Origin of the sequence: Archangium sp. (assembly GCF_036389735.1) — a bacterium.
GTDB lineage: Bacteria > Myxococcota > Myxococcia > Myxococcales > Myxococcaceae > Archangium.
In genome coordinates, this window is record NZ_DASVWK010000198.1 from 25,001 (window position 1) to 47,170 (window position 22,170).

At 70.1% G+C, this 22,170-nt stretch carries 18 protein-coding genes; 7 read left to right on the top strand and 11 right to left on the bottom strand.

Annotated elements, in window-relative coordinates:
• The first annotated feature begins 186 nt into the window (after nt 1–186).
• Entirely contained in the window at nt 187–2,073 is a 1,887-nt protein-coding gene (locus VF794_RS07440) for a protein kinase domain-containing protein (protein WP_331108483.1), read from the top strand.
• Nucleotides 2,074–2,088: 15 nt separating this feature from the next.
• The gene (locus VF794_RS07445) at nt 2,089–3,399 is read left to right on the top strand and encodes an AarF/ABC1/UbiB kinase family protein (protein WP_331108484.1); all 1,311 of its coding nucleotides are present in this window, start codon (nt 2,089–2,091) and stop codon (nt 3,397–3,399) included.
• 36 nt (nt 3,400–3,435) lie between these two features.
• On the opposite strand, the gene VF794_RS07450 is transcribed toward VF794_RS07445, so the two are convergent.
• Nucleotides 3,436–3,843: a response regulator gene (locus VF794_RS07450; protein ID WP_331108485.1), complete on the bottom strand. Its 408-nt coding sequence runs from the start codon at nt 3,841–3,843 to the stop codon at nt 3,436–3,438.
• 363 nt (nt 3,844–4,206) lie between these two features.
• On the opposite strand from VF794_RS07450, the gene VF794_RS07455 reads away from it, so the two are divergent.
• Both VF794_RS07455 and VF794_RS07460 read left to right on the top strand, forming a co-directional pair.
• The gene (locus VF794_RS07455; protein WP_331108486.1) at nt 4,207–4,503 is read left to right on the top strand and encodes a hypothetical protein; all 297 of its coding nucleotides are present in this window, start codon (nt 4,207–4,209) and stop codon (nt 4,501–4,503) included.
• 187 nt (nt 4,504–4,690) lie between these two features.
• On the top strand, nt 4,691–5,374 hold the full coding sequence (locus VF794_RS07460) for a response regulator transcription factor (RefSeq protein ID WP_331108487.1): 684 nt from the start codon (nt 4,691–4,693) through the stop codon (nt 5,372–5,374).
• A 234-nt stretch (nt 5,375–5,608) separates the two neighbouring features.
• On the opposite strand, the gene VF794_RS07465 is transcribed toward VF794_RS07460, so the two are convergent.
• The 5 genes from VF794_RS07465 to VF794_RS07485 form a co-directional block, all read right to left on the bottom strand.
• Nucleotides 5,609–6,010: a response regulator gene (locus VF794_RS07465; protein WP_331108488.1), complete on the bottom strand. Its 402-nt coding sequence runs from the start codon at nt 6,008–6,010 to the stop codon at nt 5,609–5,611.
• Nucleotides 6,003–8,930: a response regulator gene (locus tag VF794_RS07470; RefSeq protein ID WP_414640882.1), complete on the bottom strand. Its 2,928-nt coding sequence runs from the start codon at nt 8,928–8,930 to the stop codon at nt 6,003–6,005. The genes VF794_RS07465 and VF794_RS07470 overlap by 8 nt, the downstream gene beginning before the upstream one ends.
• 3 nt (nt 8,931–8,933) lie before the next feature.
• A complete protein-coding gene (locus tag VF794_RS07475) occupies nt 8,934–10,097 on the bottom strand; it encodes an FIST signal transduction protein (protein ID WP_331108489.1) in 1,164 nt (387 codons plus the stop codon).
• A gap of 28 nt (nt 10,098–10,125) precedes the next feature.
• A complete protein-coding gene (locus VF794_RS07480; RefSeq protein ID WP_331108490.1) occupies nt 10,126–11,949 on the bottom strand; it encodes a cytochrome c3 family protein in 1,824 nt (607 codons plus the stop codon).
• Between the two features lie 276 nt (nt 11,950–12,225).
• Nucleotides 12,226–12,939: a HAMP domain-containing sensor histidine kinase gene (locus VF794_RS07485; protein WP_331108491.1), complete on the bottom strand. Its 714-nt coding sequence runs from the start codon at nt 12,937–12,939 to the stop codon at nt 12,226–12,228.
• A gap of 238 nt (nt 12,940–13,177) precedes the next feature.
• On the opposite strand from VF794_RS07485, the gene VF794_RS07490 reads away from it, so the two are divergent.
• The gene (locus VF794_RS07490; protein ID WP_331108492.1) at nt 13,178–16,213 is read left to right on the top strand and encodes a helicase-related protein; all 3,036 of its coding nucleotides are present in this window, start codon (nt 13,178–13,180) and stop codon (nt 16,211–16,213) included.
• Between the two features lie 7 nt (nt 16,214–16,220).
• Here the strand turns inward: VF794_RS07490 and VF794_RS07495 are convergent, their stop codons facing one another.
• Genes VF794_RS07495 through VF794_RS07505 form a run of 3 tightly spaced genes read right to left on the bottom strand, consistent with a single transcriptional unit; the run spans nt 16,221 to nt 17,838 of the window.
• Entirely contained in the window at nt 16,221–16,793 is a 573-nt protein-coding gene (locus tag VF794_RS07495; RefSeq protein ID WP_331108493.1) for a hypothetical protein, read from the bottom strand.
• 3 nt (nt 16,794–16,796) lie between these two features.
• Nucleotides 16,797–17,564, bottom strand: coding sequence for a hypothetical protein (locus VF794_RS07500; protein ID WP_331108494.1), 768 nt, complete (start codon nt 17,562–17,564; stop codon nt 16,797–16,799).
• A gap of 43 nt (nt 17,565–17,607) precedes the next feature.
• Nucleotides 17,608–17,838, bottom strand: coding sequence for a hypothetical protein (locus VF794_RS07505; RefSeq protein WP_331108495.1), 231 nt, complete (start codon nt 17,836–17,838; stop codon nt 17,608–17,610).
• Nucleotides 17,839–18,003: 165 nt separating this feature from the next.
• On the opposite strand from VF794_RS07505, the gene VF794_RS07510 reads away from it, so the two are divergent.
• Entirely contained in the window at nt 18,004–18,591 is a 588-nt protein-coding gene (locus VF794_RS07510) for a hypothetical protein (RefSeq protein ID WP_331108496.1), read from the top strand.
• Nucleotides 18,592–18,612: 21 nt separating this feature from the next.
• Here the strand turns inward: VF794_RS07510 and VF794_RS07515 are convergent, their stop codons facing one another.
• Both VF794_RS07515 and VF794_RS07520 read right to left on the bottom strand, forming a co-directional pair.
• Nucleotides 18,613–19,572: a hypothetical protein gene (locus tag VF794_RS07515; protein ID WP_331108497.1), complete on the bottom strand. Its 960-nt coding sequence runs from the start codon at nt 19,570–19,572 to the stop codon at nt 18,613–18,615.
• Nucleotides 19,573–19,707: 135 nt separating this feature from the next.
• Entirely contained in the window at nt 19,708–21,492 is a 1,785-nt protein-coding gene (locus tag VF794_RS07520; protein ID WP_331108498.1) for an ABC transporter ATP-binding protein, read from the bottom strand.
• A gap of 134 nt (nt 21,493–21,626) precedes the next feature.
• Between VF794_RS07520 and VF794_RS07525 the strand changes: the two genes are divergently transcribed.
• Nucleotides 21,627–22,070: a hypothetical protein gene (locus VF794_RS07525; protein ID WP_331108499.1), complete on the top strand. Its 444-nt coding sequence runs from the start codon at nt 21,627–21,629 to the stop codon at nt 22,068–22,070.
• The last annotated feature ends 100 nt before the right edge of the window (nt 22,071–22,170 follow it).

The window sequence follows — 22,170 nt, forward strand, 5'->3', positions numbered from 1 at the left end:
GTAGGACTTTCAGCCCGGCTTCGCCACTTTTTACAGCCTCGCCGTCCACTCCCCGCACCACGGAATCAGGGGATGCGCGCCGATAGTGTCCTGGAGGCTGGGGCTTCCAACCACTTCCCGACACTCCAAGTCCGCGAAGTGCTTGCCCGCTCGTCGGCATGAAGTTGGCAAGAGAAGAAAAGTGCCGTGAAACCCCACTCCTCCCCGAGCTGCTCCTGCCACCTCGCCCATCCGGAACTGGCGGAGTGCCCTACCTTGCTGCGGGCCCGGGACGAGGTGCCACAGCCCCCGACGCTCCCGCCCACGGGCGAGCGCGGCGGAGAGCGGCTCGTCGGTCAGCGCTTCGGTAGCTTCATGGCGCAGCGCGAGGTGGGTCGCGGAGGCATGGGGACGGTGCTGCTCGCCGAGCATGTCCTCATCCCCAAGCGCGTCGCGGTGAAGGTGCTCCACCGCCACCTCGCCGAGGAGCCGGAGCTCGTCTCCCGCTTCCTGGCCGAGGCGCGCGCGATGAGCCTCGTGCAGCACGAGAACGTCGTCACCGTGTACGACCTCGACACCCGCGAGGGCCGCCCCTACTTCGTCATGGAGTACCTGGAGGGGCAGAGCCTCGCCGCCTTCGCGCGCGGGCCGCTGGAGCCCCGGCTGGTGGTGGATCTGCTCGCCCAGGTGTGTGACGCGCTCGGCGCCGCGCACGCGCACGGCATCATCCACCGCGACCTCAAGCCCGCCAACGTCTTCCTCGTGCAGGGCCCCCAGGGGCGCCAGCGGGTGAAGCTGCTCGACTTCGGCATCGCCAAGCGGCTCGTCGGCTCCGACGGGGAGACGCCCACCCGCACCGGCGTGCTCATGGGCACCCCGGAGTTCATGGCCCCCGAGCAGTGTGGCGGTCAGGAGGTGGACGCGCGCACCGACCTCTACGCCGTGGGGGTACTCGGCTACCAACTGCTCACTGGCGGCGCGCCCTTCACCGGCCGCAGCGCCGCGGAGATCCTGGTGGCCCACCTCCAGCAGATTCCGCGCCCGCCTCACGAGGTGCGCCCGGGGATTCCTCCCGCGCTCTCCGCGGTGCTGCTGCGTGCCCTCGCCAAGCAGCCCGAGGCGCGCTTCTCCACCGCCTCGCAGATGCGCGCCGCGCTGGAGGCTTCCCTCGCCGCGGCGCGCACGCCCCCACCCCTTCCGGAGTCCGGCCTCTTCACCGCGCGCGTGCCGGTGCATGGCTCCCTGGGCGTGCGCGAGTACCCGTGCGAGCGCGTGGGCCGCACCGGGCTCGTCCTGCGCACGGGCAACCCGCCGCCGCCCCTCCTCGAGGACGTGTCGCTCTTGCTGCGGCTGCCCGGTGGCGAGCTGGCCTGCACCGGCCAGGTGGTGCGCCACGTGACGGCCGAGCAGGCCCAGGCGTGGAACATGGTCCCGGGCTTCGGCGTGGAGCTGCGCGACACCACCGCCGCCTTCCAGCAGACCTTCGCCCGACTGGTCGCGGGGGAGAAGCCCGCCGCGACCACGCCTTCCGCACCGCTCCAGGACGATGCCCGCGCCGAGCCCGTGCTGCGCGAGTTCCGCCACCGCCTCGCGGGAGACCACTACGCGGTGCTGGGACTGCCCCGGGACGCCGACGCCGACACGGTCCGCACCCACGCTCGCGAGGCTCGCAACCGCCTGGAGCCCCTGCTCACGCTCCCCCTGTCGCCCGCCCAGCGGGACCTCGTCCAGCGGGCGCTCGCCCGGGTGGCCGAGGCGCTCCTCGTGCTTGGCCACGTGGAGCGGCGCGTGGAGTACGACGCGGAGTTGCACAACGTGGGTGGGGTGCTGCGCTGCCTCGCCGCCGGCCTCACCGTCACCACCCTGGAGGCGTGCCGCCGCCGCTACATCGCGCGCCATCCCCAGACGGAAGGGCACTCCGTGCTGCACTTGGCCTCGGGTGACGTCTTCCGCTCCGCCGGACGGCTCTCCGAGGCCCTCTCCGCCTACGAGGCCGCCCTGCGGGTGGATCCGCTCCACCTGGAAGCACTCAAGCGTTGGCATGCCGTGAAGGCGAGGGTTCGTCCCAGTGCGTCGACCGCGGCCCACCGTTAGTATCGCCGCGCACGCATGGCCTCCGACCCCTCCGACGTCGACGACAAGCTCCCCACCCAAGGCCGTCTCTCCCGCTTCCGCAAGCTGGCCGGCCTCTCCGCGCAGCTTGGCGCGGACGTCCTCATGAGTGGGGCGAAGCGGCTCGTTGGTCAGGAGCCCGAGCTGCTCAGCAAGGCCGCCGCCGAGAAGCTCGTCTCCACCCTGGGAGAGCTCAAGGGCGCGGCCATGAAGCTCGGCCAGGTCGTGTCCATGGACACGGAGTTCCTCTCCCCCGAGGTGCGCCAGGTCATCGCCCGCCTCCAGAACGAGGCCCCGCCCATGCCCTACGAGGTGGTGGCGCGCGTGGTGCGCGAGGAGCTGGGGGACGCCCCCGGGGTCCTCTTCCGCGAGTTCGAGCGCCAGCCACTCGCCGCCGCGTCGCTGGGGCAGGTGCACCGCGCGGTACTGCACGATGGCCGGCCCGTGGCGGTGAAGGTGCAGTACCCCGGCATCGCCGAGACGCTGGTCGGGGACATGGAGAACCTCGGGCTGGTGGTGAAGACGATGTCCAAGGCCTCGCGCCTCACGGATGGCACCGCCTACTTCCGTGAGCTGCGCGAGGAGATGTTGCTGGAGACGGACTACCGCCGCGAGGCCGAGCTGTGCACGGGCTTCGCCCGCAGCGTGGCGGGCCTGCCGGAGCTCAAGGTGCCCGAGGTCATCCCCGAGCGCACCACCGGCCGCGTGCTCACCCTGGAGCTGCTCCAGGGGCGCACCCTCAAGGACTGGGTCGTCTCCGAGCCCTCCTCCGCCGAGCGCTTCCGTGTGGCGCGCCTGCTCATCCTCGCCATCTACGGCCCCTTCTTCACCCACGGGGAGATGCACGCCGATCCGCACCCGGGCAACTTCATGGTGCTGGAGGACGGGCGGCTGGGGCTCTTGGACTTCGGCTCCATCAAGCGCTTCACCCCGCGCTTCGTGGACGCCAACCGGCGCATGTTCCTGCACGCCGTGCGGCTGGAGTCCATGGACGTGCTCGGGCTGAGCCGCGAGGTGGGCTTCACCACGGAGTTGCCGGACGCCGAGGCCGCCGACCTCATCCAGGAGATCCTGCGCATCGCCGGCCGGCCCATGCGCTCCTCGCCGTACGACTACGCCGCGTGTTCCATCACCCGCGACATGAAGCTGCACTTCGCGCGCAACGCGCCCCGCTTCCTGAAAATCCGCCCGCCGGCCGAGGCGGTGATGTTCTTCCGCTCCACCGGGGGACTGGCGCAGAACCTGCGACTGATTGGCGCGAACGGAGACTTCCGCCGCGTCTTCGAGGAGGTCGCCGCGCTGCTGTGAGCGCCCCGGGGACAGCGGCCGGGGCGCGGGCGGGCCCTAGCGGGCGCTCGCCGCCGGCAGCTTGCTCTTCTTGTAGATGCTGATGAGCTTGCGGGCCAGCGCCTCGCCCTGGACGCTCTTGGAGATGTAGCCGTCCGCGCCCGAGGACAGCGCCAGCGAGCGCAGCTTGGACTCGTCCGAGGCCGAATAGAGGATGAAGCGCGTGGTGGCCGGCGCCTGATTGCGCGCCAGCGCCAGCACCTTGTCACCGCTGAGTGCCGGGATGTTCACGTCCAGCAGCACCAGGTCCGGGATCGCATTGCGCACCAGGTTGGACACACCCAGTGAGGAGCGGTGGGTTCGGACCTCGAAGCCGTACGCGTTCAGTGTGCGCTCCAGCAACATGAGCTGGTCCACATCGTCGTCCACCACGAGGACACGAATCTTGTTCTCGCTCTCGGACATGGGGGCTCCCTTTGGAGTTGAGCAGAGATGGTTTCCGGAGCAGCCGAGGGGCTGCGGCGGGAGGTGAGCATACCGTCCCGTCCCGACAAGTGTGATGCCTGCCCCCTCGCGAAGGAAGCCGGGAGGCCCGAAATTGGACGTCCGCAGTCCAGGGAGTCGTGCAATCCCGGTAAGAACCCGGTGCGAAGAGTCCAGTGAGCCGGGCAAAGCCGGAGAAGACGGCATCGGCGAGCATCTGGAGGGGGCCGGAGCGGATCATCCGGGGTCGGGTTTCTGAGAAGCTGGGGGGAAGCGGACGCGCGGGGCGGCTATGTTCACTGGTACAATTCCCATTCAGCGCGGCGCTGCCAAGAGTGGAGACAAATGTCTTTCTCCATTCACATCGACCGACCCCTGACTCCTCTCTTCGAGGAGTTGCCTCTACCCATCCGCGCCTCGCTCCAGGAGCACCTCGAGCGCATCGCGGAGATCGCCGAGTACCTGCCTCCGCAGGATCCGCGCTGGAGCCTGATGGCCCAACCCGACGGGGATGGCCTGCGCACCTACGTGGCGGGTTGCTGTGTCCGCCTCCACGTGCTCCCCGGCAGCCGCAAGGTGGTGGTGGAGCAGATCGGCCGCGTGCGGGTGTCGTTCGCGGGCGCTTCATTGCACTTGGAGTAGGCCACCTGGCTCCTGGTTCGCCGCTCGCCCTCCTGACAGATGTTCGATGGTGGATGCCTGCTGGTGGACATACTTGTGCCCGGCCGGGAAGGGAGAGGTACCGCGCGTACAGTCCCCCGCTTAGAATCCATTCAGGTTTCAATGGGTTTGAGTAAGGGCTGGAGGGCGTGAGCAAGGAGTCCCTCATATGGAGTCGGGAAGCATTCGGTTGGCCATCCTGGAGGATCAGCAGATCTTCCGAGAGAGCCTGATATCGCTGTTCGAAGCCGCTGGGATGCAGGTGGTCGCTCGGGATGGGCGTGCGCAAGGGTTCCTGGCGCAGGTCGAGGAGACGAAGCCGGATGTGGTGCTCGTCGATGTGCGGCTCGAGAGCACGACGAGTCATGAGGTGGATGACGGCCTCCGCGTGGTGGAGGTGCTCCGGGAGCGACATCCGGACATCCGCTCGCTCGTCCTCACGTCCTACCGGGACCTGCCGCTGCTGGAGCGCTGCTTCCAGGCCGGGGCCGCTGGCTACCTGTGCAAGCTCAACGTGAGCTGCGACGAGGTGGTGTCCGCGGTGGAGCGGGTGGCCCGGGGCGAGTGGCTCGTGCCGCCGGAGTTCGTGGAACAGACGCAGCCGGCCGCCCGGGATGAGCGCGGCAACATGCTGGGTCGGCTCACCCTGCGTGAGCGCGAGGTGCTGGGCTTCGTGGCCTCTGGCGCCGACAACCTGCAGATCGCCGCCCGCCTGGACATCACCGAGCGCACGGTGAAGGCCCACGTCTCCAACCTCTACCGCAAGCTCGGGGTGAACAACCGGGTGGAGATGGCCATGCTGGCCCTCCAGATGGGGGTGCCGCGCTCCGAGATTCCCATGCAGCACCCCTAGGCCCCGGGGCGGCGTTGTCCCGTGGGGTGTTGTACCCGCGACCGTTGGTGAACCACCCCCGCGAGCACAGCTTCAATCCAGGCCCGCCATCATCCTCTGGCGGTGCCGGCTCGCGGGCGTACCTGTCTCCCTCCAGTGCGCCTTCGCGCGGCCGTGTTGTCCAATGTCCCCCGGGCTGGGGCAGGGAACGTCCCACCCTGCCCTGGCCCGTCGTTTGGGTCGCCCGGGGAAACCTCAGACAGCCTTGGTGCGGCCCTGGTTCCGGATGGCGGTGAGCTTCCGGATGAGGTCGGCCCCCTGGACACTCTTGGAGAGGTAGCCGTCCGCGCCGGCAGCCAGCGCGAGCGAGCGCAGCCGGGCCTCGTCCGACGCCGAGTAGAGGACGAACTTCGTCCCCTGGGGCGCGTAGCGGCGGGCCAGGCTCACCACCTGGTCGCCCTTGAGCGCGGGGAAGTTCACGTCCAGCAGCACCAGGTCCGGCTCGCCACTGCGCACGAGGTTGGAGACGCCCAGCGCCGAGTTGTGCGTCTGCACCTCGAAGCCGTGGGGGCTCAAGGTGCGGCGGACGAGATCAAGCTGGTCTGGATCATCGTCCACCACGAGCACACGGACCTTGTTGGGTGCCGCATCAACCATGACTGCTCCCCAGATGCTTGCGGATCATGTCGAGCAACTGATCGCGATCCAGGGGCTTGGTCATGTAGGCGGTGCAGCCCGCGGCCGTTGCCTTGTCCTGGTACTCGCGCCCGGCGTGGGCCGTGACGGCGATGACGGGGATGGAGGCCGCCGCGGGCAGCTGCCGCAGACGCCGGGTGGCCTCCCAGCCGTCGATGCGAGGCAGCGACAGGTCCATCAGGATGAGGTCCGGCGAGTCGCGCGAGGCGCGCTCGACGCCGTGCTCACCGTCCTCGGCCTCCAGCACCTCGAAGAGGCCCCCGAGGTAGCGGCGGACGATGTCGCGGTTCTGCGCGTTGTCCTCCACGTAGAGGATGCGGGGCAGGCGGCCGGCCCGCTGGGCGCTATTCTTGAGCAGCACGCCCTTGGCCTGGCCGATGACGTCCTCGAGCGCGTGGCCGCCCTTCTGCACGAAGCCAGCGAAGCCGTCGCGCAGCACGGACTGCTCCTCGTTGGTGAGGGTCTTTCCGGTGAGCACCACCACCGGGACGTTGAGCTTCTCGGCGCGCATGCGGCGCAGCACCTCGAAGCCGTCCAGGTTGGGCATCATCAAGTCCAACACCACGAGCGTGGGCGGGGAGACGCGCGCCTTCAGGATGGCGTCCTCTCCGTTATGGGCCTCGGTGGTGGAGAAACCGGCGCGGCGCAGGGAGCGGCTGACGAGCTCTCGGGTGGAGGAGTCGTCATCCACCACCAGCACCTCGCCGGCGCCGGTGGGGGTGTTGATGCTGCGGCGCACCACGTCCACCAGATGATCCGGCTCGATGGGCTTGACGAGGTACTCGCAGGCGCCCAGCGAGAAGCCGCGCGCGCGCTGCTCCTCCACGGAGATGATGATGACGGGGATGCGCGCCAGGTCCGGCTCGCTCTTGAGCGTGGACAGCACGCTCCAGCCGTCCAGCCGGGGCAGGTAGATGTCGAGCACGATGGCCTGCGGGCGGATCTCGCGGGCCTTCTTCAGCGCCTCCAGGCCGTCGGAGGCCGTCACCACCTGGAAGCCCGCCGGCCCGAGCTGCCCGGCGACGAGCTGCTGCACGAGCAGGTCGTCATCCACCACCAGGATGGTGCCGCCCTTGACCATGGGGGCGAGCGTGGCCCCCACGTCCTGCACGGCCACGGGCTTGTCCAGCTCGCGCGCCTGGCCCATGGTGTCGCCCTCGAGCACGCCGGCCAGCCGCACCGTGAAGGTGGTGCCGCGGCCGAGGATGCTCTGCACCTCCACCGAGCCGCCGAGCACCTTGCTCAGCTCCCGGACGATGGCCAGCCCCAGGCCGGTGCCACCCACCTTGCGCGTGGAGGAGCCGTCCACCTGGCGGAACTTCTCGAAGATGAAGGGCAGCTGGTCGGCGGGGATGCCGACGCCCGTGTCCTCCACGGTGAAGACGGCCTCGTTGCCCTCCACGCGCGCGCTGAGGGCGATCTCTCCGGACTCGGTGAACTTGGCCGCGTTGGACAGCAGGTTGAGGAGCACCTGGCGCAGCTTGAGCGCGTCGGTGCGCACGTACTGCACCCGCTCGTCGATGTTGACGGTGAGCTCGACGTCCTTGCCCTTGAGGTACTCCTTCACCGTGGAGGTGCAGTCCTCGGCCATCTCCTGCATGTCCACGCGCTCGACCACCACCTCGGCGCGGCCGGCTTCGATCTTCGACAGGTCCAGGATGTCGTTGATGAGCGCCAGCAGCGTCTGGGCGTTCTTCTTCACCACGTTGAGGTCGCGCCGGCCGTGCGCGGTGAGGCGGCTGCCCTCCTCGCGCGCCAGCAGGTCGCAGTAGCCGATGATGCCGTTGAGCGGCGTGCGGATCTCATGGCTGAAGTTGGCGAGGAACTCGCTCTTGAGGCGGGCGGAGGACTCGGCCTCGCGCGCGCGCTCCTCCTCGTTGCGCTTGGCGATGGCCAGCTCCGTGGCCAGCCGATCCAGATCCTCGTTCTGCTGACGGATGATCTCCATCTGCAGGGCGCGCTGCTGGTAGCTGGCCAGCGTGCGCGCGGACACGGCGCGGCTCTTCTTGAGCTCCTCCAGGTTCTCCGCCAGCAGCTTGTTGGCCTGCTGCAGCTCGGCCTGGGACTTGCGCAGGTTCTCCTCGGCGCGCTTGCGATCCGTGACGTCGTCGGTGATGCCCAGCACGTAGCGGACCTCACCGGCCTCGTCCAGCAGCGGCAGCTTGCGGGTGGCGAAGATGCGCTCCTCCGTGCCCTTGAGCGCCACCTCCTCGAAGGTCTTCATCCGCTTCGTCTCGATGATCTCCGTATCGATGGCGACGAAGGTGTCGGCGATCTCCGCGGGCATGTAGTCATGATCCCGCTTGCCGATCAGCTCCTCCTTGGAGAGCTGGAAGCTGTCGGCCAGGGTCTTGTTGATGACCCGGAAGCGCCGCTCCTTGGCGTCCTTGGCGAAGAGGACGAAGGGGAGGTTGTCGACGACCTGCTCGAGCAGCCAGCGCGAGCGCCGCTGCTCGGCCTCGGCCTCCTGGTGCTGACGGCGCTCGATGATGCGCTTGAGCTCGCGGCGCACCACGGGTACCACCAGCGAGAGCCGGTCCAGCTCCAGGTAGCTGCTGGCGCCGAGCTCCTCCATGGCCACGTGCATCTGCGCCTCGTCCCAGCGGGAGGCGAGCACGAGGAAGGGCTGCTCGGGCGCCTTCTCGCGCAGCAGCGGCGCCACCTCGCGGAAGCCCAGCCCCGGCAGCTCGCCGCACAGGGCCAGATCCCAGGACTTCTCCAGCGCCGCCTTCAGCTCCTCGGGAGTGGACACGCGCTCGGCGGCCACCTCCAGGCCCGCGCGGCGTAGCAGCTCCAGGATCTGCGTGGACTCACCTTCGCTCGTGACGAAGAGCAGTCGGGGCAGCTCAGCGCCCGGCATAGCAAGAGCCTGTGTGCTCATCGGTCAATTTCCCCCGAACGCCAGAACCGTCAGCGTCGTGTTGATGTGGAACCCCGAATAGATTTCGAAGTGCACATTCATTCCAGCCGCCGTGGGTGCGTGGCGCAAGGTGTCGGCCAGTTGCGCCGTCGTTCCAGTCGTATGGGAATAGTACATGCGTCCGCCACAATGGAAAAGCAGGGCGGCCTGGGGGTTCTGGACGCGGCGGGGCAGCTCCTCCTGGAAGAAGGCGCGGGTGGCGGCGGCCATGTCGCCCACCTTCATCAGCTCCAGCTCGGTGCCCTCCTCCAGGAGGTTGGCGAAGACGATGGAGTTGTCGGGCAGCGCCTTCCAGGGGGCGCGGATGAAGTACTCGCGGCCCACCTTGAGGGCGGTGGGGTGGCCGGCGAAGCCCCGGGGTTTGCCGTACTCCAGCTCCTCCACGGGGACGCCGAGCAGCTCGGAGTAGCGCAGGGCGGCCGGCTTGCCGTCGATCTCCAGGGCGCGCTGGGCGCTCTCGTCCACCTTGGTGATGATGACGCGCTCACCGGTGGGCTGGTACCAGTGCGAGCGCAGGGCGGCCCAGGGGGCGCTCGTCTTGAAGAGGGCCACCAGCACGCCATCCGTGGCCACCTCGCCGTCCACATGGAGGAGGGCGGAACACCTGGCCGGGTCCAGCTCGTGGTCGGAGGCGCCGCCGCCCACGAGGATGAGCGTGGGGTTCTTCTCGAGGATGCCGAGGAGCAGCTCCTCCTTCTTGTAACGGAAGCCGTCGTCGATGACGAGGCCCACGTACTTGCGCGGGTCGATGTCCTGCTGGCGCACGCCCAGGTCCTGTGCGGCGCGCTTCATGGCGGTGCCGCCGGCGCCCACCGCGTCCACGGACAGGCCGGTGCCCAGGCCCAGGCCCACCTCGAAGTCACCGGAGAGCGCGCCCAGCACTACGCTGCCCTGGTAGATGCCCTGGTTGTCCAGCTCGCCGCCGGTGGTGGCGCCCACCAGGCGAGTGCCCGCGGGGAGCCGCTCGCGCACGGCGCGGTTGAGCGCGAGCTGGTCGCGGTCCCGCGAGGCGAAGAGGGTGACGAGCCGGGGGGTCGCTCCCCCTTCCAACTGTCTGATGAGGTCCTCGGCGGCCGCGATGGGATCCGACTGCGTGGTGCGGGCCGTCTGCATCTTCACGATCGCCAAGGAGACCTCCGGGGGGCGGGCGGCGGCGCTAGAAGCCGCTGCCCGGGTGGGTTTTGTGACAACTGCCGGTGCACTGCTGGAAGGACTCACGCCCGCCGCCCACGTACATGTTCTCGATGGGCCCGAACTTCTCCACGTGGGAGGAGGGGTAGCTCTTGTGGCACGAGAGGCAGGCGGCCTTGCTGGTGCGCTCGGTGCTCTCCTGCGTCAGGTGGCAGGAGGAGCACTTGGCCAGCGGCGCGTCGAAGCGGCCGCGCGAGTGGACGAAGTGGGTGCGCACCGCGACGGGCCCCTCCAGCTCGAAGGAGAGCGGGGCGTGGCAGGTGGTGCACGTGGCGCGGTCGTCGTTGGCGTGCAGCACCTTGCCCAGCTCGCCGCCCTGGGCGTGGCAGGTGTTGCAGGGGCCGGTGGTGAGCTTCGCCTCGGTGTGCTGGGTCGTGCCCACCTGGATTTCGATGGTGCGGGTGGCGGGGACGTCCTCGCCCAGGTAGACGCGGCGGGCCTTCACCGTCACCAGGTAGGTGCCGGGCTCGGCGTTGGCCGGAATCTTGTTCGTCCAGGAGTCGCTCACGGGCGCGGCCCAGCCCGCGTGCGTCGGGTCGAAGGCGCCTCCGAAGAGGTCGTTCGCCGGGGGCATCGTCATGGCCTGGCCGAAGACGCCATCCTGCTCGGGCGTGGCAATGGTGATGACGTCCTCGGGGCCCAGGAAGGACTCCAACTCGACGATGCTGCGGATGGGCTGAATGCGCTGGGCAGGACCGATGAAGGACACCGAGAAGTTACGCTCGCGATGCTTGCGACGATAGTACGTGGCGGACGGCTCGGAAAAGCCCCGATAGTACTGGATGCCGGACTCATTCTGCCCCGCGAGGAACTCGAAGTAGGTGGGCAGCTTGCCGGCCGGGTGCAGGGGCTTGCCTGCCCCGTCCTTGAGCGTCATCTGGAAGGTCACCGCCGACCCGGGGGCGTAGGTGCCATCCGCGCGCGGCGGGGTGACGGGCTTGATGTCGATGGCGAAGCCGTAGGACCAGGCCGGGCTCTCCACCTGCTCCACGGGGATGACGTAGGGGGCGCCGGGGCGCGCCGACCAGCTCAAGTGCAGGGCACGGGTGTCCGGGGAGAAGGTGAAGGTCGCATAGCCGGTGCGAGCGTTGCGCACCTCGACGAGGGCCTCCTCGGTGAAGCGGGTGGCGCCCGTGCACTCCTGGCCGGAGCGGCAGTCATGGGCCCACTGGATGGCGCGCAGGCGGCGGATGAAGAAGTCGTCGTTGGACTTGCGCTGGTCACCGCTGCCGATGTGAAGCGGCAGGGCCTTGCCGGTGGGGCGGCCCTGGGCGTCCACGGGCTGCACGGTGAAGACGCTGGGCTGCTCCATCCAGTGGGCGGCGCGGAAGAAGCGGCGGCGGGTGAAGGTGCCGTCCGGGTTGGCGGCCAGGAGGCGGTCATCGTCCTCCAGCTTCACGCCCTGCCAGGCCAGCGAGGCGAAGTCGCCCGTGGTGCGCAGCCCATCCACGCCCTGGTCCACCGCGGTCTGGATGGCGGCGCGCACGTCCAACTGGTTGATGAAGAAGCTCTGCCCGGCCTTGACGCGCAGGGGAACGCCGGCCCCGTTGTCCACCTCGAGCGCGAGTCCCACGGGCTGCTGCTGGGCGGGCGCGGGGCGCATGGCCGCGACCTCGTCCACGTTCTGGGCGATGGCGCTGGAGGAGGTCCCGGAGGCCCCGTCCTGCTGGGTGCAGGCCGTGCCGAACAGAGCCAGGGCCGCGAGCCACAGGCCGCGCCGGGAGTGCTTCAGACCCGGGGTGCGGACAGACGACTCCGACGGCACACACAGTGCTCCATTTCCGCTCATGGCGTCCCCTCCTTGCAGTCGTTGCGACGGGCGCGGACACGCCCGGGCTTCACTTCGCGCCAGCGACCCCCGCCTGGACCGGCCCGGTCCTCACCGCTGGCTTCCGAGCGATCCCCTGTTACTCAGGAAACAGCTTTATTCGCGCAACGACAGAATAGAGGGTTTTCATCTGGAATTTCAACTTCCGGGGTAAAGATTCAGGTTTCCGCGAAGTTCCATGTGTGCGGTTCTGGAGGAAGCGCCGCGTCAGATGTGGAAAAGGACGCAGCGCGTCAGTCAAGGAGGCGAGGAAGGGAGCTCGACGGTGAAGGTGGCGCCGTCGCCGGGGCGGCTGGAGACGTGGACGGTGCCGCCGTGGGCCTCGACGAGCTGGCGGACGATGTAGAGGCCGAGCCCGGAGCCGGGGTGTCCGGTATCGCCCAGACGCTCGAAGCGACGGAAGAGGCGCCCCTGGGACTCGAGGGGGATGCCCATGCCGTGGTCGCGTACCACGAGGCGGACGCGGGAGCCCTCGGCGAGGACGTGCACCTCGACGGGCTGGCCCTGGCCGAACTTGAGGGCGTTGCTCAACAGGTTGGTGGCCACGCGGTCCAGTCGCTGCCGGTCCCAGAGGCCGCGCACCGGGCCGGACGTGTGCAGCACCAGCGGGGCGGCCCCGGCGGCGGCCTGGTCGGCGAAGCGCTCGGCCACCTCGTGCGCGAGGGCGGCCAGGTCCAACTCCTCCAACTCCAGCGAGAGCCGGCCGGCGGACAGGCGCGAGAGGTCCAACAGGTCATGCACCAGCCGGCCCATGCGGGTCGCCTCGCGCTCGGCGCTGGCGAGCCCCTCCCGGGCCTGGGTATCGGGCGGCAGGAGGGTGCGCAGCCGGTGCAGGCGGAGTTGGAGCGACATCAATGGGGTGCCCAGGTCGTGCGCGGCCTCGCCCACCAATTCCAGGGCCGCCTGGAGCTGGGCGCGCAGCCGCGCGTTCTCCACGAGCAGATCCGTCATGTGGCTTTCCCCCCCAGTGGCCCCATCGTCGGGCCGCAGGCTCGTCCACCTTGCCTGGGGCGGGGGTGTCGAGACATCACCCTCGCGGACAGGTCGGTGTCCAATTGGTGACAGCCGCATCGCCCCGGAGTACGAGGCCACCCCGGAATTCAAGGGGTTCGCGGGATGGCATCGGGGATGTCCCGAGGTTATGTGCGGACCCTCTTTTCAACGATTCTCGAAGGTTCCGCTCCAGACCATGTCCCTCGTTCCAGGCAACAAGGTCCGCTATCTCCCCCAGCCCGAGTGGGGCGTGGGGCACCTCGTGTCGCTTCAGGAGGAGGGCGCCAAGGCGCTCGTCCTCTTCCCCGCCCGGGAGGGAGACCCGGTGCTGGTGTCCACCAAGGGGGGCGCCCTGGTGCACTACGCGCTCTCCAAGGGCGAGCCGGTGCAGACGGCCAAGGGCCGGCGCGCCACCGTGCTGGGCGAGGAGGAAGGCGCCCGGGGTCTGCGCCGCTACGTCATCCGCTACGCGGACGGGGGGGGCGAGGACGAGATGCCCGAGTCGGAGCTGCACGCGCTCGCGCCGCGCTCGGACCTGCTCTCCACGCTGCGCGAGGGCCGGGTGGGGGACTCGCGCGCCTTCGCCCTGCGCAAGCAGGCGCTGGTGCTGGACGACGAGCGGCGGTGTGACGCGCTGGGCGCGCTGCTGGCCAGCCGGGTGATGGTGAAGCCGCACCAGGTGGGCGTGGTGCAGCGCGTGCTGAGCGCGCGCCGGCCGCGCTTCGTGCTCGCCGACGAGGTGGGCCTGGGCAAGACGATCGAAGCGGGCATGGTGTTCAGCGCCCTGCGCCTGTCGGGCCTCGCCCGGCGCGTGCTGGTGGTGGCCCCCAGCCACCTCTCCGTGCAGTGGCTGGTGGAGCTCTTCCACAAGTTCAACCAGCTCTTCACGTTGATGGACTCGGACCGCTACGCGCAGTCCCTCAAGGAGATGCCCACGGTGTCGCCGTGGGCGCGCTTCCCCCTGGTGGTGACGAGCCTGGAGATGCTCGCGCGCGGCGAGGAGCACCGGCGTGCCGTGGCCGACGAGGGCGCCTTCTGGGACCTGGTCATCATCGACGAGGCGCACCACCTCAAGGGCGAGAAGGCCTTCGAGGCCGCCGAGGGCCTGGCGGGCAACAGCTGGGGCCTGCTGCTGCTGACGGCCACGCCCATGCAGTTGGATCCGGCGGAGTACCACGGGCTGCTCACGCTCATCGACGCGGCCACGGCGCCCACGGTGAAGGGCTTCGAGCAGCGGCTGGCGCGCCAGGAGGAGCTGAGCGCCGCGGTGCGCGGGCTGCTGGAGGGCAAGGACGCGGCGGGCGCGGTGAAGGCCCTGGCCGCGCGCTTCCCGGAGGATCCGAAGCTCCAGGGGCTCGAGGAGCGCGACGCGCTGCTCCAGCACCTGGCGGAGACGTACAGCCTGTCGGACCGGCTGGTGCGCAACCGGCGCGCGGTGGTGGGCGGCTTCTCCACGCGGCGCCTGCACCGCCACCCGGTGACGCTGTCCGCCGAGGAGCTGAAGACGCGTGACGCCGCCCTGGCCGCGCTCGCCTCCTCGAACCTGCGCGGCGCGCCGCTGGGCAACCTGCTGCGCCGGCTGGAGTCCAGCCCCGCCGCCTTCGGTGAGGCCCTGCGCACCAACAAGTCCCTGGCCGGCGTGGCCGACAGCCTCAAGCTGCCCTCGCGCGATGCGAAGTTCAGCACCTTCCTGGGGGTGCTGCGCGGGGTGTGGGGCTCGGAGCCCAACGCCAAGGTGCTCGTCTTCACCGAGAGCCGCGACACCCTGGAGGCCCTGCGCGCGGAGCTGGGGCGCGAGGGCATCGAAGCGCTCGCGTACCATGGCGACCTGGACATGGTGGAGCGGGACCGGCAGGTGGCGCGCTTCCGCGACCCCGAGGGCCCCAAGGTGCTGCTGTGCACCGAGGTCGGCGGCGAGGGCCGCAACTTCCAGTTCGCCCACCACCTGGTGCACTACGATCTGCCGTGGAGCCCGTCGACGGTGGAGCAGCGGATCGGGCGCCTGGACCGCATCGGACAGAACCACCCGGTGGAGATCCACGTCTTCGACCCGGCGGGCACGCTGGCCTCGGACGTGCTGATGCTGCTGGCGGACGCGGTGGGCGTGTTCGGCGAGACGGTGGGGGGCCTGGACGCGGTGTTGGAGGAGGTGGAGGCCCGGCTCGCGGAGCTGGCGCTGCTGCCACGCGAGTCACGGGTGGCATACGCCTCGGAGCTGAAGCAGAAGGTGGAGACGGCTCGGGCGCACGTGAAGCGCGCGTATGACCCGCTGCTGGACATCCGCTCGTTCGACCGCGAGGCGGTGGCGCGGCTGGTGACGCGCGCCCAGGAGCGCATGGGCGTGGAGGCCGACGAGGAGGAGGAGTCGAGCCTCGAGGAAGGCCTGTGGAGCGTGGCGAGAGACCTCGACGAGCGGCTCGAGGAGTCGGTGACGGAGCTGGCGCGCCGGGTGGGCATCGGCGTGGACACGGACGAGCAGGTGGATGCCTTCCAGTGCGCCCTGCACTTCGGCCACGCGCTGAAGGTGGAGGGGTTGCCGGGCATCGACATCACCGAGGACCGGACGGTGCTGGGCTCCTTCTGGCGCGACACGGCGGTGGAGGCCGAGGAGCTGGAGTACTTCGCGACGGGCCATCCCATCGTCGAGGCACTGTTCGGCTTCCTGCGGGACGGGCCGTACGGGCGCAGCGGGGCACGCTTCATCGAGAAGCGGGGGCCGATGAAGGCCAAGGGCGTGGAGCTGCTCTACCACGTGCAGCTCCCCGAGCCCGAGGACACCTCGCCGGGTGCGCGCGTGCCGAGCCGGCAGATCGCCCGGTTCCTGGATCGGACGCTGTTGCACGTGGCGGTGGTGGAAGGCCCCACGGGCCCGAAGGCGGACACCGCGGTGCTCTCCGCGCTGGAGGCCGAGGGCAAGTCGCTCAAGGGCGACGAGCTATTGCGCATGTTCCCGGGCTTCGGCGCCTTCGTGGAGAACGGCGTGCCGGTGGCGCAGAAGGCGGCCGAGGCGGAGCTGACGAAGCTGCAGGGGCGGGCGCGCAAGGCGATCGAAGCCGAGCGGGACGCGGCACTGGAGCGGATGCGGCTGTCGCTGACGCACCAGGGCTTGGAGGCGGCGGCGGTGGAGGCGCAGCTCTCCGCCGAGCGCATGCACTACGAGCGGTTGCTGACGGCGCTGACGGGGGCGAAGGTGGTGCTCGACTCCGCCTGTGGCTTCGTCATCAACCGCTGAGCCCTTCTCAGGCGCGCAGCTTCTCGCGCAGCATCTTGGCCCGGCTCTGCATGTCCGGGTCCAGGCTGGTGATCTCGATTCCCTTCAGCCGCTGATCCAGGCTCCTGGGCACCTTCGTCTTCACCAGCTTGCCCTCCGCCTCCAGCCCCTCCAGCTTGACCAGCGCCTTGTCGACGATGCGCTCGCGCGGGTGGCCCAGCAGGCTGTCCAGGAAGTAGGGATCCTCCGGCAGCTCGGGGTACTTCTCCAGGTAGTCCAGCACGCCCTGCGCCCAGGCCCGCGGATCCTCGGCGGACTCCATCAGCTTCTGCATGGCCTGCTTCTGGGCCTTGCGCTTGCCCTCCGGGTCGAACGTCTTGGCCAGACCCTCCGGCAGCTCCCCACCCGTGAAGAGCGAGTCCGCCGCCGCCTTGTACTTCTGGTAGGACGCGCTGCGCTCGATGCGCTGCTGCGCCGGGTCGTCTTGCCGTGAGGTGTGGCCGCGGCCCTTGCCGCGCGACGCGTCGAGTTCGCGCCAGGTCTTCGTCCGCTTGCCGGAGAAGCCCCCGCCGCCCCGATCATCGTCATTGTCACGTGCCATTCTTCATCTTCCCTTCCGAGCACTCCACAGCGCCACCATGCCGCGCTTCACCAGGGGGCGGACCTTCTCCAGCTCCTGGGGTGACAGGGGGTGCTCCTCGTCCTGCTCCGCCTCGAACAGCGCCTCGTCCGCGTACGCGGTGAGGGCCGCGGGCACGGGGGGAGCCTCCGTACCCTTGTCTTCTCGCATCGCCACCGCGGGCACGCTCGCGAGCCCCTGCGGCCAGCCGAGCTCCAGCATGCCGTGCAGCTCGAAGAGCAGGTGACGGGCGACAGCGTATCCTTCGTCGGTGAGCCCCGCGGCGTCAAGTTCACCCAGCAGCGCGTCCTGCTTGTTTTCGAACGCATCGTGCAGCCGGGTGCGCGCCTTCTCGTCGTCTTCCAGATAACGCCAGGCCGCCTCCACGAATGCCGTGTCCGGCTCGTCCGGGGCGAAGGGCTTGGGCGGCTCGGTCTTCTGCTTCTTCGGGCGCGGGGGCCGGGGGCCGTCCTCCAGGCGGACCGACTTGCCTTCCTGGACCATGTCCCACAGGCCCAGCAGGTTCTGGAAGAGGCGGCGCGCCAGGTCGGGGGACTCGAAGCGGGGCTCGCGCTCGAAGAGGCTGGGAATCACCTCTTGCGAGGGGCGGCCCTCGGCATGCGCCTGCCTCATGTGCGTCAGCACCGTCAGGGTGTCGTGGGAGGTCCCCGCGAGATCCAGCAGCCCATCGAGCACCTGCGGGCCCTCGAACTCGTGGAGGAAATCCATTCGCTTGGAACGGGAGCGGCTCATGGGGTGCGCACCGTAGCGCTCGGACGGCGAGGAGGCACGCGACTCAGTGCGGCGAGTCGCCCATCAGCTCGTCCTGGCGCTCCTTGGGGTTGGTGGGCCATTGGTAGTCCTCCGGCATGTGGCCTCCGCCGTACTGCTCCGTGCCGAGCCAGCTCACGTCCGGGTACTGGGGGTCATAGCCCGTCCTCGTGCGCTCCGGCTCCCCTGTCACCGCCGTCCGGTTGGCGGGCACCACGAAGGGCGCTTCGATGGGTTTGATCTTGTCGTTGGCCATGGGTGGGCTCCTCCAGCCCCAACCATAGGGATGCCCGCCCGCCATGGCCCGGGTTGCCCCAGGTAGACCGGCCAGGGAGCCAGCGGCATGCACGAGTGCCTTCCGTTTCCGCCCTTCCGACCCTAGTCTCGCCCCCCGCATATGAGCGACCCGTCCTCGGAACGATTGAAGGCCGCCGTCCAGGCGCTGTTCCAGTCGCGTCCGGTGGAGGGTCCTCCCGGGGATGACGGGCAGCGCTCCGTCTGGCACCTGTCCCCCCAGGGCGCGGAGCTGCTCTCCTTCGTCGACCCCGAGGGGCGCGTGCAGCGCCAGGAGCTCACGCTGCTGGAGGAGCACTGCGTGTGGACGAGTGGCGTGGGCCTGCGCACCGGCCGCGTGGAGCACGAGGGCGCCGCGCGCACCGAGTCGAACATCGTCCACCCGGACGCCGAGCTCGTCCCCGCCCGGCTGTTGCGCGCCGCGCTCGCCCTCGAGGCCTACCAGGGCAACGACCGCTACATCCTCCACATCCAGCGCGTGCTCGCGCTCGCGCGCCAGGGACTCGTCCTCTCCGGAGGCGCCACCACCCCCTCCGCGCCTTCCAGGGCTCCGTCCCAGGGCCCGGCGCCCCTCGCGCCGTCCGTGTCCCAGGTGCCGCCGCCGTCCGTGGACCCCGTCATGCTCCAGCGGCAGAAGACCGAGGGCCTGACGATGCTCATCGTCCTCGGCGTGGGCCTCGTCCTGGGCGTGGGGCTGCTGCTCTGGCTCATCTGAGGCCCACCGCGGGCCTCGCGCTCAAGGCGTGGGGGAGTGGGTAGCCGGTGCCTGGAGACGGCCCGGAAACGCCTTGCCGAGCGCGAGGATGTCGTTCTGCGCCAGCGTCGACAGCAGGCTGCGGGGCAGGCCCGCCTCCTGGGCCATGGTGGCGGCGAGCCGCAGGGGGCGCGCGTCCATCATCAGCACGGCCGCGGCGAGCGCGGCGAGCATCAGGCTGCCCGCCCACTGCCCCACGGCCTCCGGGCGAATGAAGAACTGCCAGCAGACCAGCGCGAGCGCCAGCACGCCCAGCGCCCCCTGGGTCGCCGAGCGCAACGTCTGGAGCTGCGAGAGCCTCCGGATGCCCGCGGCGATCAGCCCGGCGTGCGCCTCCGAGGACTGGGTGGCCACGGAGGTGAGCAGCTCGAAGAGTTGGTAGGCCTCGAGCGCCACCAGCAGCGCGATGCCTCCCAGCACCAGGCTCAGCCCCGCGCCCAGCAGTCGGCCCGTGTCCTCGCCCAGGAACGCCGCCTGCTTGCAGAGCAGGGCGATGCCCACCGCCACGGCCACCAGCAGCGCCGCGCTCGTCCACGCTCCCAGCAGGCGTGTCACCATGGCCTCACCCGTCCCGGTCACCAGCACGGCGAGGCCCTGGCCCGCGCCCATGTCCGGCAGCGCCGCCAGCACCTTCTCCACGGCATCCTCGGTGCCGGCGATGCCCAGGAGCCACGGCAGCATGCCCAGCCCCACCAGCACCACCAGCGGCGCGTGCCGCCCCGTCAGGCCCATGCACAGCATCGCCGAGAGCAGGAGCGTCATCACCACCCCGGCCAGCACCATCAGCACACTGTAGGCGCCCGCCACGTCCACCATGCGCCACAGCTCGGTGCGCCCACCCACGAAAGACAGGAAGGCGAGACCAAAGCCCAGCACCGACACGGGCGGCAGGGCGGCGAGAGCGAGACCGGGGAGGGGATTCAGCTTGGCGGGGACCAACATGCCTGGAGGACTATACTGACTCAGCCAGGAATTCCAGAATTCGTGCAGAAGTTTGAATTGCCTGCCTGCCCGGAGGGTAATCCAGGGGTCTGACATGCCGAAAGGTAGGTGGAAGGGGGAGCGAGCGAGCGGCCGTCAAGCCGCCACGGCGCCTTCACCGAGGAGCTGGGCATAGCGCCCCCCGCGGGCGAGGAGTTCCGTGTGGGTGCCCGCCTCCACCACCCGGCCCGAGTCCAGGACGGCGATGAGGTCGGCGTCGCGCACGGTGGAGAGGCGGTGGGCGATGACGAGCACCGTGCGGCCCTTCATCAGGGCGGCCAGGCCCGCGCCCACGGCGGCCTCGCTCTGGGCGTCCAGGGCGCTGGTGGGCTCGTCCAGCAGCAGCACCGAGGGCCGGCACAGGAAGGCCCGCGCCAGGGCGAGCCGCTGCCGCTGACCCCCCGACAGGCGCGCGCCCCGCTCACCCACCGGCTCGTCCAGGCCGCCGGGCAGGGTGCGCACGAAGTCCTCCGCGTGGGCCAGCCGCAGCGCCTCCCACAGCTCGGCGTCGGTGGCCTCGGGCCGGCCGAGCAGCAGGTTGTGCCGCACGCTGCCGGAGAAGAGCACCGGCTCCTGGGGCACCCACGCCATTTGACCGCGCACGCTCGAGGGCTTGAGCTGGGACAGGGGCGTGCCGTCCCAGCGCACCGTGCCGCCGCTCGGGGGGACGAAGCCCAGCAGCACGGAGAAGAGCGTCGTCTTGCCCGCCCCCGAGGCCCCCACCAGCGCCACCCGGGCGCCCGCCGGTACCGTGAGGTCCACTCCCCGCAGGGCCTCGCGGCCGTCCGGGTAGGTGGCGCGCACGCCCTCCAGCGTCAGCGCACGGGTGAGGGCACCGGCCGGCTCACCCTCGTCGGGCGGCACCGGCGCGTCCGCCAGCGCGAAGAGGCGCTCGGCGCCCACCAGGCCCGTCAGCACCTGCGAGAGGGTACCGCTGAGCGACTTCACCGGCTGGTAGAGGAGCAGCACCGCGGCGAGGAAGGAGAGCAGCCGCCCGGAGAGCCCCGGGTCCACGGAGATGGCGCGCGCGCCCCAGGCCACCGCCACCGCGACGCCGGCAATGCCCATCACCTCCACCGTGGGGCTGTACGCGCCGCGCAGGAAGAGCGAGCGGCGCATCTCCCCGAGGTAGCGCTCCGACTCGACCTCGAAGGCCCCCAGCGCCCGGGGCGCGCCGCCGTAGGCCTGCACGACGGGAAGCGCCTGGAGCTGCTCCGCGGTGAGCGCGGTGAGGGCCCCGAGGCTGTTCTGCGAGCGGTTGGCCACCTTCTTCAGCGAGCGGGCGAAGCTGCGCACCGGCAGCACCGTGAGGGGCATCACCACGAAGGTGAGCAGGAAGAGCTTCGCGTCGATGAGGAGGCAGGTGACGAGCAGCGTGAGGATCTGCAGCCCGTCCTTCACATACGAGGAGAGCGCCTGCGTCACCGCGAACTCCACCAGGGGCACGTCGGTGGTGAAGCGGGTGAGCAGCTCGCCCGAGTGCTGCCGCTCGAAGAAGGCCGGGGGCTGGGAGAGCAGCCGCGAGTAGAGGAAGCCGCGCAGGTCCGCCATCACCCGCTGCCCCAGCCGCTGCATAAACCCACCCTGCAGGAAGCCGGCCGTCGCCTTCACCACCGCCACGGCCACCACCATGGCGGGCAGCACGCCGAGCAGTCGGTCGCTCGGCAGGGTGAGGCCGGCGAACTCCACCGGGGCCCGGGTGAGGACGGCGCGCAGCAGGGGACCCACCAGCCAGGCGTAGGCGGAGGTGGCGGCGGCGGTCACCAGCGAGGCACTCACGCCCGCCGCGAGCAGGCGGCGGTAGGGACGGAGATAGCCCAGCAGGCGGAGGTAGACGTGCGAGGAGGGTCGGGGGGCCACGGCGAGCGCCCACTGTCGCATCCTGGTCGCTCCACTTCAAAGCCCGATGTACGACAAAGTGGCATGCTTCCCTGCCTGCACTGCTGCCCACCAGTTAGTCGGGTTTGGCCCTTTCATTGCTGAGCCGGGAAGGGGCGGCCAGCTTTGTCCCAGCCATGGACACCAACAATCAAGGGAAAGAGGCGCTGTTCAGTCCGGGCTGTGAGCCCGTGGTGGAGAATGAGGAGCGCCGCCGGCTCCTGTGGCTGATGGCGGAGTACTTCCGCACCATCGGCTGCTCGGACATCAAAGCCCGGCTCCCCGGCTTCATGCCTCCACCGATCCTCTCGGGGACCATCGAGGATCATCGGCCGGACTTCACCTGCCGTCAGTCCGACTCGGCCCGCACGCCCATCATCTTGGAGATCGTCACGCCCAATATGGTGGAGGACCCGGCGACGGAGAACCGGTGGAGCCTGCTGTCCAGCGCCGCGAAGCTCTACAACGCGGAGCTGCACTTCGTGGTCCCCAAGTGGGCACCCAGGGGAGCCGTCGACCCTGTGCTCAAGCGGCGGCTCGCACGCATGGAACTGACGGCCAATCGCGTCTGGACTGTCTGATTCTCTCGTCCGAGCGTTCGACCCCAGGCGCCCGCCCCCTTCACCGGGGCGGGCGCGGATTGCCGGACCTCTCGCCTGCGTTATAGTGGTTCCGAAGACT